This window comes from Flavobacterium sp. TS_SC_5, from assembly GCF_056156265.1.
In genome coordinates this window covers 2,622,807-2,640,616 of record NZ_CM149588.1, presented here as the reverse complement: position 1 = coordinate 2,640,616, position 17,810 = coordinate 2,622,807, and the positions used below count along the sequence as shown (strand labels likewise).

The 17,810-nt window shown below is 38.1% G+C and carries 9 protein-coding genes; 7 read left to right on the top strand and 2 right to left on the bottom strand.

Translation table 11 applies throughout. From position 1 onward, the window contains the following. The first annotated feature begins 118 nt into the window (after positions 1 to 118). The 7 genes from AC0J6S_RS11410 to AC0J6S_RS11380 all read left to right on the top strand — a co-directional run bounded on the left by AC0J6S_RS11410 (position 119) and on the right by AC0J6S_RS11380 (position 14,207). Positions 119 to 2,242 (top strand): ice-binding family protein, encoded by a 2,124-nt coding sequence (locus tag AC0J6S_RS11410; RefSeq protein WP_474953923.1) that lies wholly within the window; start codon positions 119 to 121, stop codon positions 2,240 to 2,242. 421 nt (positions 2,243 to 2,663) lie between these two features. Further along, on the top strand, positions 2,664 to 4,739 hold the full coding sequence (locus AC0J6S_RS11405) for an ice-binding family protein (RefSeq protein WP_474953922.1): 2,076 nt from the start codon (positions 2,664 to 2,666) through the stop codon (positions 4,737 to 4,739). 382 nt (positions 4,740 to 5,121) lie between these two features. Further along, positions 5,122 to 7,242 (top strand): ice-binding family protein, encoded by a 2,121-nt coding sequence (locus tag AC0J6S_RS11400; RefSeq protein WP_474953921.1) that lies wholly within the window; start codon positions 5,122 to 5,124, stop codon positions 7,240 to 7,242. 731 nt (positions 7,243 to 7,973) lie between these two features. Further along, on the top strand, positions 7,974 to 10,049 hold the full coding sequence (locus tag AC0J6S_RS11395) for an ice-binding family protein (protein WP_474953920.1): 2,076 nt from the start codon (positions 7,974 to 7,976) through the stop codon (positions 10,047 to 10,049). A gap of 213 nt (positions 10,050 to 10,262) precedes the next feature. Beyond that, entirely contained in the window at positions 10,263 to 11,519 is a 1,257-nt protein-coding gene (locus AC0J6S_RS11390) for an ice-binding family protein (RefSeq protein WP_474953919.1), read from the top strand. A 34-nt stretch (positions 11,520 to 11,553) separates the two neighbouring features. Beyond that, a complete protein-coding gene (locus AC0J6S_RS11385; RefSeq protein WP_474953918.1) occupies positions 11,554 to 12,990 on the top strand; it encodes an ice-binding family protein in 1,437 nt (478 codons plus the stop codon). A gap of 32 nt (positions 12,991 to 13,022) precedes the next feature. Then, positions 13,023 to 14,207: a hypothetical protein gene (locus AC0J6S_RS11380; protein WP_474953917.1), complete on the top strand. Its 1,185-nt coding sequence runs from the start codon at positions 13,023 to 13,025 to the stop codon at positions 14,205 to 14,207. A 721-nt stretch (positions 14,208 to 14,928) separates the two neighbouring features. Here AC0J6S_RS11380 and AC0J6S_RS11375 read toward each other — a convergent pair. Beyond that, entirely contained in the window at positions 14,929 to 16,317 is a 1,389-nt protein-coding gene (locus tag AC0J6S_RS11375) for an ice-binding family protein (protein ID WP_474953916.1), read from the bottom strand. Positions 16,318 to 16,470: 153 nt separating this feature from the next. Next, positions 16,471 to 17,793, bottom strand: coding sequence for an ice-binding family protein (locus tag AC0J6S_RS11370; RefSeq protein ID WP_474953915.1), 1,323 nt, complete (start codon positions 17,791 to 17,793; stop codon positions 16,471 to 16,473). Between the last annotated feature and the right edge of the window lie 17 nt (positions 17,794 to 17,810).

The window sequence follows — 17,810 nt, the reverse complement described above, 5'->3', positions numbered from 1 at the left end:
TATAGCGTTAATTATTATCAATAGATCATTAAAATTCATGGTTGTAATTGAAAGTTGAAATGAATTATGATTTAATTCCTATTTCATTCTTTAAGTTCATTCTCACTTAATTAATTTAATGAAAACATATTTATCTTTCAAGATACCGCTTCTCTTATCGATATTGCTTTTTTCCACTGAAATAGTAAGCCAAAACGTTAATCTTGGAATACTGGAATCTTTTGAGGGCTTCACCGGGGCCGGAGCTGTAACAAACGGGGCCGGAGCTTCCTGGACTGGTGATGTTGGAACCAATAATGGATCAATTAGTGGATTTGGTGCACCACCATCGTTTACAGGTAATGTTTATAATGCTAATGCAATCACAGTACAAAGTAGAATTGATTTGTTTCGATTATACATTCACCTTAACGACCTCTTTGTTGACTTTCCGGCCACCCATCCTGCTGCTTTTGGGGCTGGAGAGACAATTCAGCCGGGAGTTTACTCCATTCCGGGTGCAGGATCTATAGGAACAATTCTAAACCTTGACGGCGGAGGCAATCCAAATGCTTTTTTTGTAATTAAGTTTTTCGGTGCAATGACGGTAGGAGCTAATGCGCAAGTTAATTTAATAGGAGGAACGAAATCTAGTAATGTCTTTTTTATTGCAGACGGGACAATTTCTGTTGCAGCAAATGCTAATCTTAAAGGAACAATACTTTCCCGCATAGGTGCCATTGATCTGGGCGCAGGCGCTACTCTTGAAGGACGAATGCTTACCCTTCAAGGTGCGTTGGTTACCGGAGTTGGTGCAAAAGTGAGTCAACCACCAGACGTGTGTACAATTCCAATATTTTGCGAAAATGTATGTAATCCTGCTCCTGATGTTGATGTTTTGGGAGTGCTTTCTAACTATGCCTTGTATACTAACTTAGGGGCTGTCTCTAATACTGGAGTTACAGGTATTGACGGTAATATTGGCTCGAATTCTGGATCGGCAACTGGTTTTGAAAATTCAATAATTGTGGGGTCCTTCAACATTGCAAATGCGAATACAGCACAAGCAAAAATAGATATAGAAAATGCGTATAATTCTCTTATGGCATTACCAAATACAGTGCCCTCCGACGCAGGCGTTTTGCCGCAAGTACTTTTTCCGCATGGTTCTTCGTTTGGGAACACATCACTGGAAGGAGAAACTATAAATGCAGGTGTTTATTTTATAAATGCAGCTGGATCCCTAGTAGGAAATCTTATTTTAGATGGTCAAGATAATCCCAACGCAATCTTCGTTTTTAAATTTGCTTCCTCATTGACAGTTGCTGCAGGAGCAAAAATGATTCTAATCAACGGAGCACGACAATGTAACGTTTTCTGGATAGGTGGAGCTGGCGTTCCCACTGGTGCGATAGCTATCGGTGCAGGTGCTGTTTTAAAAGGAACTTTTCTTTCTCACAACGGAGCTTGTGGCTCGGGTGCATCTGTGTTTCTTGGAGGCAGGCTGCTTTCTACTGGCGGAGCAGTTACTGCCTACTCCGGTGTAATTTTTAACAATCCTGTTTGTATTACTTCTAAATCTTTAAAAATACCGGCCATTGAAGCAATAACAGATAGGCCAAGCGCTTTACCTGACACAAACACAGCAAGTGTAATCAATAACGATGCTTTAAATGGTGCCCCAGCAGTAATAGGAACTGCAGCAGGACAAGTAACTTTGTACTCCACCGCCAACGAACCTTTAACTATGAATCCCGATGGAGCAATAACTGTGGCATCTAATACCGCTGCTGGAATTTATCCTATAACGTACACCATCTGTGAGGTTTCAAATCCAACAAGTTGTAGTACCGTAACTAGTAATGTAACAGTGACTGCACTAGGAATAGCTGCGATAAATGATAATTATAACCTACAGTGTACTGCAAGCGTTACTTTAGGAAATGTGCTAACTAATGACACATTAAATACTACGACTTTTTCGGAAAACGACATCACGATTACCATAATATCAGGAGGTAACGAAAATATTATTTTAAATACAACTACGGGAGATCTTTCAATAACTAGCTTTCTTGGATATGGTGCACATACTTTGGAATATAAAATATGTGAGAAACTAAATCCAACAAATTGTAGTAGTAGTAATATTTATATAAAAATAACTAAACCTGTAGAGCCTGCAAAAGTAGATTGCTCGGATACTTTCACTTTCACACATTGTACATGGGTAAAAGATAATAAGGTTCCCATAATAAGATGATTTTTTATTTTTAAATAGTAAACTTTTATCTGATCGGTTAACATAAAAATTAGAATTTATCATCAATGCATTTTTATAGCTTTTTTCTATCATTTTCATGAAAAAGAAATGAATTTTGATAGGTTTCAATTTTTATGACCCAATTCGATACAATTATGAAACTAAGTGCACTTACTACCTAGTATTATTCCATTAAAAATAATTTAAATAATTTTATCTCCCGTGTACTAAAGAAAATTGTTTATCATAAAATATACTACTAAATTATAAAAATATTACTTGAATTTTGAATTAGTAAAAGAAGCAAGTAACTCCGCTCATAAATTAAACAGAAGCAACCGTAATTAATTTCCATTTCATTATAATTTATAATCCTATCTCTCTTGTGAAAAAAAAGTTATATCTGTCAATAGCAACACTAGTGCTATTATTTAGCTCAAACAAAATATTAAGCCAAACCATTAATCTAGGAATACTGGAATCTTTTGAAGGGTATACTGGTGAATCTTCAATTACAAATGCTGGAACATGGATAGGGGATGCCGGTACAAATGTGGGTGGATTTGGTGGATTTGGTGGACCACCCACCTTTGTTGGTACTACCTATGCTGCCAATGCAACGACTGCCCAATGTAGATTCGATTTGTTTCGATTGTATATCCACCTTAATGCGTTATTTGTAAATTATCCAGATACCCATGCTGCTGCCTTTGGAGCTGGAGAAGTACTTACCCCAGGTGTTTACTCTAGATCAGGCGCTGGATCCGTAGGAACGAATCTTACTCTTGACGGGGGAGGTAATCCAAATGCATTTTTTGTTTTAAAATTTGCTGGTGCAATGACGGTAGGTGCTGGGGCAAACGTTATTTTGACAGGAGGTACACAATCTTGCAATGTGTTCTTCATAGCGGACGGTTCTATAGCTGTTGCGGCAAGTGCTAACATTAAAGGAACCCTTTTTGCTAAGGTAGGAGCCATTGGTTTGGGAGCTGGAGCCATTGTTGAAGGAAGAATGCTTACTTTATCAGGAGCAATAAATACTGGAGTTGGATCAAAAGTAAGCCCTCCACCAGGTAAATGTACTATTCCAATTTTTTGTGAAACTAGTTGTACTCCAGCACCTGCTGTTGATGTTTTAGGAGTTGTGGCTAATTATGCCCTTTATACCAATTTAGGTGCTGTTTCTAACACAGCTGTATCGGGTATTAATGGTAATATTGGTGCAAATTCTGGCTCTATAACTGGTTTTGCAGATTCAATAATTATTGGGTCTTTTAACATCGCAAATTCCAGTACGTCCCAAGCAAGTATTGATATAGAAAATGCCTATTTAAGTCTAATGGCACTCCCAAACACAGTACCCTCTCCACAGGGGGTAGTGCCTGCAATAATAGCACATAGTCCTGTTTTTGGATCTATTGCTGCGGGTGGAGAAACAATAACTCCGGGAGTATATTTGATAAATAATAATGGGGCTTTATTGAATACACTTGTATTAGATGGTCAAAATGATTCTAATTCAATATTTGTATTCAAATTTGCAGGAACTTTTTCAGTTGGTGCAAATGCAAAAATGATTTTGATTAATGGTGCGCGCCGCTGTAATGTTTTCTGGATTGGTGGCGCGGGAATAGCTACTGGTGCTATTGACATTGGAGCAGGTGCAGACGTACAAGGAACCTTTTTCTCTCATGGTGGAGCGGTTGGCTCTGGTGCTTCTTGTTTTATTGCGGGACGACAAATTTCTACAGGTGGAGCGATTGTTACTTATGGAGGAGTGGTTTACAATAACCCAGAATGTGTCACCTCTCGGTCATTAAATGCGCCTGCCATTGAAGCAATAGCAGATACCCCAAGTGCATTACCAGACACCAACACTTCAAGTGTACTTGCAAATGATACCGTAAACGGAATTCAAGCCGTAATCGGGACCGCTCCGGGACAAGTGACTTTAACTTTTACAAACAGCGGTCCATTAACAATGAATCCTGATGGAACAATAACTGTTGCGGCTAACACAGCTGCTGGAACTTATTCAATATCTTATACTATATGTGAGGTTTCTAATCCTGCAAGTTGTAGTAGCGTAACAAGTTTTGTAACAATAACTGCTGCGGTAATTTCAGCGTTCAATGATAGTTACGAGCTGGACTGTAACGCAGGTGCAATATTAGGTACTGTGCTAACAAATGACACATTAAATTCTATTTCTGTAGTGGCAAATAAAGTAACCATTTCTTTAGTTTCGGTTGCTAATGCAAATATAAATTTAAACACAAGTAATGGAGAGTTATCTATAATTAATGGTATTGCATTTGGTGAATATACATTAGTGTATAAAATTTGTGAGAACCTTAATCCTGCAAACTGCAGTAATGGTACAATCAATATCAAAATAACTCAAAAGGCAAAGCCAGCAATAGTAGATTGTTCGGATACTTTCACTTTCGTAAACTGCGACTGGATAAAAGACAGTAAGCTTCCCGTAATTAGATAATTTATATTTTTAAAAAGTATCTGTTAAGTAATTGGTTAATCATAAAAATTAGAATTTATCATCCAAACACTTTTATATCCTTTATTGTAATCGTAGCGAAAGAAATGAATTTTAATAGCTTTCGAATTTAATGATTCATTTCGATGCGGTTATGAAACTGCAAGAACAGTTATTACTTTGTGTTATTTTATTAAAAATAATTTAAATATTTTTGCAATGTTTGCAATGTTTGCAAAACCTAAATTATATTTTTTTTCAGTTAAGTTGTAAAATACAACTTGAATTTTGAATCACGAAAATAGGCAATTAACATAAAGTAAACATAAGTAACTTTCTTTAATTCCCATTTCATTAACTTTTTATATTCCAAACCAACTCTCTTGTGAAAAAAAAAATATATCTATTTGTAGCAATTAGCGTGCTTATATTTAGCTCAAACAAAATATTAAGTCAAACTGTTAATTTAGGAATACTAGAATCTTTTGAAGGCTACACTGGAGCGGGAGCTATTACAAACGGCGGGACTTGGACCGGTGATGCTGGCACAAATGTTGGGGGATTTAGCGGATTTACCGCACCACCAATTTTTACTGGTAAAACTTACGCAGCCAATTCAACGACCGCACAGTGCAGATTCGATTTGTTTCGATTGTATATTCACCTTAACGCTTTGTTTGTAGACTATCCAGCTACTCATGCTGCAGCTTTTGGAGGAGGTGAAACTATTACACCGGGTGTTTATTCTATCCCGGGTGGTGGATCTATTGGGACAAACCTCACCCTCGATGGTCAAGGAGATCCAAATGCCTTTTTTGTAATAAAATATTTTGGTGCTATGACAGTAGGAGCAGGAGCAAATGTTATTTTAAAAAATGGTACACAATCGTGCAATGTCTTTTATATAGCAGATGGCTCAATAGCTGTCGCGGCTGATGCTAATATCAAGGGAACCTTATTTGCTAAGGTCGGAGCAGTTGGCTTAGGTGCTAATGCTATTCTCGAAGGAAGAATGCTATCTTTAGATGGGGCATTAGTCGTTGGTTCTGGTGGAAAAGTAAGTCCCCCGCCAGGGACTTGTACTATTCCAATATCATGCGAAGCTAGTTGTAGCCCTGCTCCTGCCGTTGATGTTTTGGGCAGTTTAGCTAATTATGCCCTATATACCACCTTAGGGGCTGTTACCACTACTAGTATATCTGGTATTGACGGTGATATTGGCACTGATTCTGGCACTATCAGTGGTTTTGAATCTTCAATAATTGTAGGGTCATTCAACATTGGAAATCCGAGTACAGCACAAGCGAAAATAGATATTGACAATGCTTATAAAGCACTTATGGCTTTGCCAAATACAGTGCCTTCGGATGCAGGTGTTAGTCCTGTTGTACTTGTTGCACACTCACCAACTTTTGGGTCTGTCGCGCCCGGTGGGGAAATCATCACTCCGGGAGTTTATTCTGTAAATGGTGCTGGATCTTTATTAAACACATTAGTTTTAGATGGCCAAAATGATCCCAACGCTATATTTGTTTTTAAATTTACTACCACGTTATCAGTTGGGGCGCAAGCCAAAACAATTTTAATTAATGGAGCACGCCGTTGTAATGTTTTCTGGATTGGTGGCGCTGGTTCTCCTACAGGTGCTATAGACATTGGAGCAGGTGCTACATTACAAGGTACCTTTCTGTCGCATGGTGGTGCAGTTGGCTCAGGTGCTTCTAGCTTTATTGCTGGAAGACAACTTTCTACCGGCGGGGCAATTAGTACATATTCAGGCATAGTATATAACAACCCCAAATGTGTTACCTCTAGATCCCTAAACGCGCCAGCTATAGAAGCAATAGCAGATAGTTCAAATGTATTACCCGGGACAAACACAGCAAGTGTGCTTGCCAATGATACTTTGAATGGTGATCCAGTAGTAATCGGAACTGCAGCAGGACAGGTAACTTTGACTTCTACACCAGACTCGAACAGTCCCCTAACCATGAATGCGGACGGAACAATAACTGTTACGGCTAACACAGCTGCTGGAACTTATTCCATATCCTATACTATATGTGAGGTTTCCAATCCGATAAGTTGTAGCACCGTAACGAGTACGGTAACTGTAACTGCTGCAGTAATTTTAGCGGTCAATGATAGTTACGAGCTGGACTGTAACGCAAGTGCAATATTAGGTACTGTGCTAACAAATGACACATTAAATTCTGTTTCTGTCGTAGCAAATAAAATAACCATTACATTAGTGTCGGGTGCTAATGTAAATATTATTTTAAACACAAGTACGGGAGAGCTATCTATAACCAATGGCATCGCCTTTGGTGAATATACTTTAGTATATAAAATTTGTGAAAACCTGAATCCTACAAACTGTAGTAATGGTACAATCAATATCAAAATAACTCAAAAGGCCAAGCCAGAAATAGTAGCTTGTTCGGATACTTTCACTTTCGTAAACTGCGACTGGGTAAAAGACAATAAGATTCCGGCAATAAGATAATGATTTATATTTGGATATTATCCGAAGTGGCACACAGCTTCAATCGATAGTGTTACCAAAAGTAAGAATTAAATGAATCGGTCAATTTCAATTTTCCCGAGGTCGCTTACTGTATTTTTTGAGGAACGCAGCTATCTGCTGTTGTTGACTGCATGCAACATGAGATTGTTGCGTTCTTAACAATTACTGCGTCCCTGGTCGCAATGACGGATTAATGGTGTGTTTTTTTACCACTGATTCAAAAGATTTTCACAGATTCCTCAAATCCGTTTTTATCCGTGTTTTCGCTTTTGCAAATTCGAATTATCAGCGTCCTGTAAAAAAAATTCACCACGGATTCAAAAAATTTTCACAGATTCCTTAAATTTATTTCTATCCGCGTTTTTGATTATGCGAATCGGTATTATCAGCGTCCTGCAATTTTTTCGCTACGGATTATAAAGTTATTAATGCATTTAAAATATTCCATAACCATAACCAAAATCGATAACGTTATACCGATATACGGACAACTATTACTTGGCGTATTTCAGTAGCACATTATTATATCAAATTTTATATTTTAATTTTCACGTCCAAATCCGTACGAAAAACAGAGCGTGTTTTCGGAAAAGTAGTTTTGATCAAAAATTGAATTATTTAAAAAAAATAATCAGAACAAAATTGATAAGAGGCAAGTGCCGGTTATTCTCATTTCATTTTTACCTCAATATTTTCAATTCATCTACATTATGAAAAAAGAGTTATTTTACAGTTTAGTATCTATTGCACTTTTGCTTTTCTCCACTGCCCTTTTTAGTCAAACTCCCAATGGCACTGCCAATTTAGGAATACTTACCTCTTTTGAAGGGTATACAGGAGCTGGAGCTATAACAAATGGAACGGGAGCCACTTGGACAGGCGATGCTGGTACAAATGCTGGAATAATTAGTGGACTTGGTACGCCACCTGATTTTATTGGAAATACCTACAATGCCAATGCGTCAACCGCTCAGGCTCGCTACGATCTAATGAGGTTCTACATTCACCTTAACGGACTTTTTGTTGACTACCCAGCTACGCATGCTGCAGCTTTTGGAGGTGGCGAAACGCTAATACCCGGTGTTTATTCCATACCTGCTGCTGGATCTTTGGGCACGGTTCTTAATCTTGATGGCGGAGGAAATCCTAACTCCTTCTTTATAATTAAGTTTGGAGGCGCAATGACAGTGGGAGCTGGTGCAGTTGTTAATTTAATTGGAGGAACACAATCTTGTAATGTTTTTTTTATGGCTGATGGAGCTATTTCTGTAGCGGCAAATGTAAATCTAAAAGGAACTCTATTTGCAAAAGTAGGCGCTGTAGGCATTGGGGCAGGTTCTGTTCTTGAGGGAAGAATGCTTAGTTTTGAAGGAGCGATAGTTACTGGAGTTGGAGCTGCAGTTAGTCTACCTCCGGGCATTTGCACCATTCCAATATTTTGTGAATCGGATTGCAGTCCAGCACCGTCCGTTGATGTTTTAGGCGTTCTTTCAAATTATGCCCTTTTTACTAATTTAGGTGCTGTAACAAATACCGGCACCAGCGGAATCAATGGAAAACTTGGAACAGAATCTGGTGCTTCATCTGGTTATGAGTCGTCTATTGTTATCGGTTCTTTTGAAACTGCTAACGCTGCAACAGCACAAGCAAAAATAGATTTAGATAACGCATACATAGCGCTTATGGCTCTTCCAAATACAGTTACTGACCATACTGCAGCTTTTGGTATTGGAGAAACAATTAATGCGGGTGTTTATTTTATAAATAGCGCAGGTTCTTTAGGAGGAACGCTCACTTTAGATGCTCAAAATAATCCCAATGCCATATTTGTTTTTAAATTTGCTGGGGCAATTGGTGTAGGAGCAGGATCAAAAATTATTTTAGCTAATGGAGCACGTCGTTGTAATGTTTTTTGGATTGGTGGAGCTGGAATTGCCACTGGTGCCATTAGCATAGGAGCCGCATCTGATTTAAAAGGAACTTTTCTTTCCCATGGTGGCGCTTGTACCTCTGGAGCTGGTTTGTTTCTATCGGGTAGGCTTCTTTCCACTGGTGGTGCAGCTACTACTTATGCAGGTATTATTTATAACAATCCAGAATGTGTAACTTCTACATCTTTAGGGTTGCCTGTAATAGTAACAGTAGCAGATAATCCAAGTGTATTTTCAGGAACCAACACCGTAAGTGTTATCGACAATGATACATTAAATGGAATTCAAGCCGTAATCGGTACAGCTCCGGGACAAGTAACTTTGACAGCTACACCAAACGGACTCTTAACAATGAATCTTACTACAGGAACTATTGCTATTGCAGTAAACACGCCAGCAGGAAGTTATCCAATAAGTTATAAGATCTGCGAAGTTACCAATCCAACAAATTGTAGTACAGTAACAAGTACCATAACGGTAACTATGCCAGCGCCGACTGGAACATTAGATTGTACTAAAACTCAAATTATTCAAGCCCCAATGCTAGGCGTACCTAATCAGGTAACCCTTGTAGTTAGTATGAATGTTACAACCGCAGGTAATTTTCCAGTTACTTTGAATGGGTCAGGTATGAGTTTAGCCAATGGAATTACCTACGTAGCTACAACTTTTACGGGAGAGCGAACATTTAATATCCCAATGAATTATGATGGCACCACCTTAGGCACGCTTACTTTCGCAGTGGGCTCTAACACTTGTATTGCAGATTTAAGTTTGACTATGAAAAAAGCTGTAATTGATGTATGGACATTGGATAATTGTACCATCAAGATTGCAGCGCCAACATTAAATTAAATTATACCATTATCGGTAAACTAAATTTTTTGATATGAAAAAACAGTTCCTATTTAGTGTAATAGCTATCGCTCTATTATTATTTCCAAATTCAAGCTTTAGTCAAATACCTACAATTGGACCTAATTTAGCAAAGTTTACTTCGGTATCAGCTTTGCATACGAGCTACGGTGCAAGCGCTGTAGTGAGTAATAATGTAAGCGCAGGCCTTACATGACGATTGGCGCTAACACAACAGCAGGAGACCTCTATGCTAATGGCTACATCACATTAGGTGCTGGAGCGGTTGTAGGTACGCAAACAATTCCAAATACAATCCTATCCGCTCAACTACAAGAAATAGCTGATGCGAAGGCAGCCCTATCGGCTCTGACGCCAAATTTCACACCTGCTTCCGTTGGCTTTGGTGTCGCAGATATCATTGTACCAGGAGTATACCTTTACACGGCTGCTTTAGGCATTCCTGCTAACGCCGTTGTTACCTTTGATGGTGGTGGGGCTGCAAACCCAAAATGGATTTTTAATGTAAATGCTGCTATCGTCGTGGCTGCTGGTGTTACATTTAAAATAATTAATTCAGGCCCAGGAGCTAGTGTAATTTGGAATTCAGGATCGCATATAACAATAGGTGGACTTACACCATTTGTGGGTACTATTTTTGCAGAAAGTTATGTAACTTTTGCGGCGGGAGCAAGTCTCCCGTGTGGTAACGTATTTTCTCGCACTGGTTATATAATATTAGGTCCTGATGTAAGTTACACATCTTCGAATTGTATTGGTGGAGCTGCATCTAATCCTTATCCAGTTCTATTAGCCGTAGCAGAGACAACTGCATCCGTAAATGGTTTTACGGGTGGAAACACCGCTGCATTAACTGCAAATGACCTTTTGAGCGGTGCGCCCGTAGTTATCGGAACAGCTCCAGGAAATGTTGTTCTTACAGGGGTTACTATACCAAACGGAATGACATTAAATGCAAATGGTACGGTTACTATTGTACCAAATACAGCGACAGGAAATTATAACCTTACCTATAAAATATGCGAAGTTACCAACCCAACAAATTGTAGTACGGTAACAAGTACCATAACGGTAACTGTGCCAGCGCCGACTGGAATATTAGATTGTGCCAAAACTCAAATTATTCAAGCACCTATACAAGGAGTACCCAATCAAGTTGCACTTGTAGTTAGTATGAATGTTGCAACCGCAGGTAATTTTCCAGTTACTTTAAATGGGTCGGGTATGAGTTTAGCCAATGGAATTAACCACGTAACTACAAATACTACAGGAGTTCAGACATTTTATATCCCAATGAAATATGACGGTTCTACCTTAGGCACACTTACTTTCGCAGTAGGCTCTAACACTTGTACTGCAGATTTAAGTTTAACTATGAAAAAAGCTTTAATTGATGTATGGACATTGGATAATTGTACGATCAAGATTGCAGCGCCAACATTAAATTAAATTATACCATTATCTCTAAACTAAATTTTTTGATATGAAAAAACAGTTACTGTTTAGTGTAATAGCTATCGCTCTACTGTCATTTCCAAACACAGGCTTTAGTCAAACACCTATAATTGGGCCTAATTTAGCAAGGTTTACTTCGGTATCTGCTGCGCATACGAGCTACGGCGCAAGCGCTGTGGTGAGCAATAATGTCAGCTCGGGCCAATATGTCACACTAGGCGCTAACACTACAGCTGGAGACCTCTATGCTAATATCTACATCACATTAGGTACTGGTGCGGTTGCAGGTACACAAACAACACCGAATACAGTCCTTTCCGCTCAACTACTAGAAATGGCTGATGCAAAGGCAGCACTATCAGCTCTGACGGCAGATTTTACACCTGTTACAGCTACTTTAGGTGTCGCGCAGACCTTAGCACCCGGAGTATATCACTACGCAAGTGCTTTAGGCATTCCTGCAAGCGCCGTTATTACCTTTGATGGTGGTGGAGCTGCAAACCCAAAATGGATTTTTAATGTAGATAGTGCTATTGTCGTGGCTGCTAATGTTACATTTAAAATAATTAATTCAGGCCCAGGCGCTAGTATAATTTGGAATTCAGGATTGTATCTATCTGTAGGTGGCCTTACACCATTTATCGGTACTATTTTTGCAGAAAGCTATGTAACTTTCGGGGCTGGAGCGAGTCTTCCGTGTGGAAACGTGTTTTCTCGGACTGGTTATATCACATTCACTGATAGTGCAAATTTTACGTCTTCGAATTGTATTGGTGGAGCTGCAACTGCTCCTTACCCAGTTATAGCAGCAGTAGCAGAAACAACTGCATCCGTAAATGGTTTAACGGGTGGAAATACCCCTGCATTAACTGCAAATGATCTTTTGGGTGGTGCACCCGTAGTTATCGGAACAGCGCCAGGAAATGTTGTTCTTACAGGAGTTACTATACCAAACGGAATGACATTAAATGCAAATGGTACGGTTACAATTGCACCAAATACAGCAGTAGGAAATAATAACCTTACCTATAAAATATGCGAAGTTAGCATCCCAAAAAATTGTAATACAGTGACCTCTACAATTGTAGTTGCAGCACCAACAACAGCTGGAATATTAGATTGTGCCAAAACTCAAATTATTCAAGCACCAGTGCAAGGCGAACCAAATCAAGTAACACTCGTAGTTAGTATGAATGTTGCAACCGTAGGTAATTTCCAAGTTACTTTGAGTGGGTCAGGCATGAGTTTAGCCAATGGAATTACCTACGTAACTACAACTAATACAGGAGTCCAAACATTCAATATCCCAATGAAATACGATGGTACTGCCCTAGGCACACTTACTTTCGCAGTAGGCTCTAATACTTGTACTGCAGATTTAAGTTTAACTAAGAAAAAAGCTTTAATTGATGTATGGACATTGGATAATTGTACGATCAAGATTGCAGCACCAACATTAAATTAAATTATACCATTATCTGTAAACCAAATTTTTTGATGAAAAAATATATAAATATAAAATACTGTATTTTGGGTTGGATGTTTGTATTGTTAGGCTTTGTTAATGTAACATTTGCCCAAACCGCAGACTTAACAACGCACCAGCCAAGTGCATCTCCACCAAATGGTGCTACATTTGAGTGGCACAATGCTTTACCAATATCAGCTAGTAGTTGGGTAGCATCTCCCACAGCAGTAATTCCCCGGCTTTACTATGGTGTCTATAATTTTGGTACTTGTTATAGTGAAGCGGCACCATTACGTGTAGCCACAAATACATGTCCTGCTACTACTGTGGATTTGAATAGCTTTGTGGCAACTACGGGTACTCCTTCGGGAATGACTCTTACATTTCACAATGCCTCACCTGTGTCAGATTCCAATAGGCTATCAGGAAGTGCAATTACTGCTGCTGCCCCTTCAGGAACATACTATGTTGCTTATCGAGATAATATAGTAGGTTGTTTCAGCAAAGTAAACGTGATAGTTGTAGTGAATTCTTCCTGTTTAGCAGCAATTGAAGCAGTAGCAGATACTCCAAGTGCATTACCAGGCACCAACACAACAAGTGTACTAGCAAATGATACCGTAATCGGAATTCAAGCCGTAATCGGGACCGCTCCAGGACAAGTGACTTTAACTTCTACAAAAAGCGGCCCATTAACAATGAATCCTGATGGAACAATAACTGTGGCAACAAACACAGCTGCTGGAACTTATTCCATATCCTATACTATATGCGAGGTTTCTAATCCTACAAGTTGCAGCACCGTAACGAGTAATGTAACCGTAACTTCCGCGGTAATTTCAGCGATCAATGATAGTTACGAGCTGGAGTGTAACACAAGTGCAACATTAGGAACTATTCTAACAAATGATAAATTAAATACTATTTCTGTAGTGGCGAGTGAAGTAACAATTACGCTAGAGTCGGGTGCTAATGCAAATATTAATTTAAACACAAGTACGGGAGAGCTATCTATAACCAATGGCATCGCCTTTGGTGAATATACTTTAGTTTATAAAATTTGTGAGAACCTTAATCCTACAAACTGTAGTAATGGTACAATCAATATCAAAATAACACAAAAAGCAAAACCACCAATAGTAGATTGTTCGGATACTTACACTTTCATAAATTGCGATTGGGTAAAAGACGATAAGATTCCGGTAATTAGGTAACTTCTAATACATAAACATAATACTACTATCACATTATACAAATTACCGATTGTTGAAGATATTTTTATGGAAATCAATTTTTTTATTTAATAGCTATAGTGAATTATTAGGTCTCTACTTTTTAACAGCATATTGGGAAGAAGGACAAATCAATTTTAACTTATTTCTAAGAACCAAGGAGTTAAGTTGTATCTATATACCATTTATTTAGTTCTCAAAGCCATTACTAATTAGTTTTTTCTTTACAAAATTATTGAATTTATTTCACAGAATGCAAAAATATCTTTCCTTTATGAGAAATAATCCTTTTAGTTTAGTTAGTAAAATAATAACAGAGATAATATTTTACTAACTAAATGACAAGTAAATAACCAGCAAACTTTATGATAATTAGCTAAAAATCTGTTGCTTTATGAATCTGAAATATTTGATAGAGTTAGCCCTAAACTTTTCCTCTTCAATACATTTTTAATATTGTTTACATCGTAGAGATCGTCAATCGCTACTATTCCCTTTGTGGGAATACACAAATCTCATGCCTCGGAGAGTCACCCCTGCTGAAACATTACTTTTATGTTCGGAAGGTAGATTTAAAAGTTTGTAAAGGCAACGTTCTAATGCCTCTCACTAAATGAAAAAAGAATACGACGAATAGAAATTACAATTATATTCCATAAATTTATTTTTTAGATCTGGCTTTTAATTATTTAATTTTAAAAAACTATTCTCTCACATTAACTAGGGTCATTATTCTATTCCCAATTGTCAAACCTCCTTGATCTGTTTTCCATCTAATATCGATACTCTGGCCAGAGGCTATTGTTGAAATAGCTTGCAAAGAAATATCTGTAGCACTTAAGGTACTTATTCTTGTTCTATTGGAGTTAGCGATCATCACTCCATTTTGATAAATACTAAATGTGGCTAAACCAGCAGTAAGTGGTGCAAGTATAAATTTCACTTGAGCTGATCCCCCTGGTGGAAAAATAACGCCAACAACCATTGGTGCAGTTAATCCTGTAATAACTCCCGAATTAGTTCCTACATTGCCCTTGATAGCCGATGTAAATATATTTTCAATATTACCCAACGAAGTGAACATTCCAAAAGTTTCCAATACTCCTAGTTTAATTGGAGAACAATTTTCTGGAATTGTCAACGTTAAATTATCCGAAAGTATAGTTCCATTTGTGGTTAAAAGTCTTCCTTCGATAACACATCCCGCACCTGCTCCAATTGCTGCACCGTTAGAGATTATCGTTCCCTTCATTTTTGTAATTGCTCCCAAACCAATGGCCGCTTCTGCAACCCAAAAAACATTGCAAGCAAGTGCGCCATTTGTTAAAACAACCATTGCGCCTGCCCCCGAATTAAAAGCCGCGCCAATTCTAAATATAAAAACCGAGTTAGGATCATTTTGACCATCCAATGTTAACGTACCCAGAAATGCAGCTGCAGCACCTGTAGTGTAAACACCTGGCTTAAGAATTTCTCCATTACCCAAAACAGCAATATGTGGGGTTTTAGGCGTTGTTATAGCATTAATCTGATCGTAAATTGCACGGAGATCAATTGCCGCTTGGTTTGTAGTTACAGGTGTTGGTGCACTTTCTGTTGGCCCTAGGGTATAATTGTATTGACTATTAAAATTCACAAAATATGTGCCAGCTGGAGGAGAAATTGTCATTCCAGAAATTACTTCGTCCACTGTGGAGGTCGTCAAAAGAGATTCTGTGGCATTAATTGATTTAAATTTATTAGAATTTGCCAAAACAAACTCGGTTGTAGCGATTTGTGTTGAATTATTTCCCAAGGGTGCTGTAATTGCTTTATTAGAAGTGCCCACCCAAATAATACTCTCTAAGCCATCACCAATATTATTTTCTATTTGATTTGTTGTAGTATTAAAAATCACTAAGCCCTTTGCTGGCTTGAGGAGTGCTCCTCGCTCTAATGTGGTCATTCTTGGCAAAAGCATTCCTTTTGTAGTCGATGACAAATCTAATATAGCAGAGGCATCAGGAATTAGTGTTCCTATGCCTATTTGGGCATGAACAAATCCTGAACTTATAATAAGAAATAATGTAAAAAAGAAAAAGTTTATTTTCATTGTGATTCGCTTTCGAATTTTAATTAAAGTAAATAGTTTCTGGAAACAAATAATAATCTTTTTTAGTAAGAATAATTATAATAAAAAAGTCTCAAAAAAAAGATTATTATCGACAATATGTTTAAATAATCGGACTTAAAACCTAATTAGGTTTTATTTTACTTTAATTATAGTCAAGGTTCTATTTCCTAATGCTATTTTTTCAGAATTTGTGTTCCATCTAACCTCAATAGATTGATTTGCTTCAACGGTTGCTATTGCTTGTAGCGATAGATTTAAAACACTGGCATTACAAGATAATGATTTGGTCGAACTAGGAATTAAATTTCCATTTTGATATATACTAAACGAAGCTACCGATGGCTTATTATTTGGTTCTGTTGTGGTGGTGGTTGTACTAGATCCCACTGATGATGGAGTTGTAGATAAATAAATTTTTCCGTTGTGAGTTGATGTTTCAAGACCTGTAACACCCCCTAAATCAGTACCAATGTCTCCTGTAATTGTCGAAGCTGCAGTATTAGATATATCCCCACCGCCAGTAAATAAAGCAAAGCTTGTTGCTGCTCCCAGATTAATAGGTGATACATCTAAGGGGACAACAGCTGTTGCTGGACCAAAAGTAATTGCACCGGCTAAAGTCATCAGCCTACCTTCAAGAGTACACGTAGCAGAGATTGCTCCTGCACCTGAACCAGCTATCATTGTACCTATCATAGTAGATCCGGCTCCAACACTGGGCGATCCCACAGATGCATAAAAAATATTACTTGCTTTTGCACCATTTTTCAACACAATAATAGTTGATGCTCCACAAGCAAATGCCCCCCCAATATTAAATACAAAAAGTGCATTGGGATCATTTTGAGCGTCTAAGTTTAAAGTTCCTGCAACTGAGGCAGCGGCAACAAAAGAATAAACTCCAGGTAACAGTGTTTCCCCAGAACCCATTGCAGCAGCGTGTAAGGGTTGAGTGTCGGGCATAGCTCTTAGTTGGTCATAAGCTATTTTTAAATCAGCCTTTCCTTTCGCTGTTCCTGCACCCGAAGTTGTTACCGTAGTTGTTACTGTCGATGCAGCATTATTGAACTGACTATTAAATACTACCGAATAAGTTCCACGAGTTAGTGGAGCTACAGTCATTCCAGCTGCCAGAAAATCTGTAGTTGAGTTTGTTGTTGTTTCTCCTGTAGCCGAAACGGATTTATAGGCCGTGGAAAAGTCTTGCCAACCCAAAACAGCACCATTGTATGAATTAAATTCTCCTTCAACTGTATTAAAAATTATTAGACCCAGTGCTGGCGATGCAATTAAGTTCCTTTGAGTGGTCGTCATTCTTGGAATAAGGAGTCCTTTTTCAGTGGATGTTAAATCTAAAATGGAGGAGTTATTTGGAAGTAGTGTACCAATTCCTATTTGGGCTTGGTTAATCTGTGTTAGTAGCAATGCGGTAATAATAATTAAACTTTTTTTCATGTATTGTTTCTGTGTGT

Coding starts and splice junctions, on each gene's coding strand:
- AC0J6S_RS11410 (WP_474953923.1), top strand. CDS start 119: ATGAAAACATATTTATCTTTCAAGATACCGCTTCTCTTATCGATATTG.
- AC0J6S_RS11395 (WP_474953920.1), top strand. CDS start 7,974: ATGAAAAAAGAGTTATTTTACAGTTTAGTATCTATTGCACTTTTGCTT.
- AC0J6S_RS11390 (WP_474953919.1), top strand. CDS start 10,263: ATGACGATTGGCGCTAACACAACAGCAGGAGACCTCTATGCTAATGGC.
- AC0J6S_RS11385 (WP_474953918.1), top strand. CDS start 11,554: ATGAAAAAACAGTTACTGTTTAGTGTAATAGCTATCGCTCTACTGTCA.
- AC0J6S_RS11380 (WP_474953917.1), top strand. CDS start 13,023: ATGAAAAAATATATAAATATAAAATACTGTATTTTGGGTTGGATGTTT.
- AC0J6S_RS11375 (WP_474953916.1), bottom strand. CDS start 16,317: ATGAAAATAAACTTTTTCTTTTTTACATTATTTCTTATTATAAGTTCA.
- AC0J6S_RS11370 (WP_474953915.1), bottom strand. CDS start 17,793: ATGAAAAAAAGTTTAATTATTATTACCGCATTGCTACTAACACAGATT.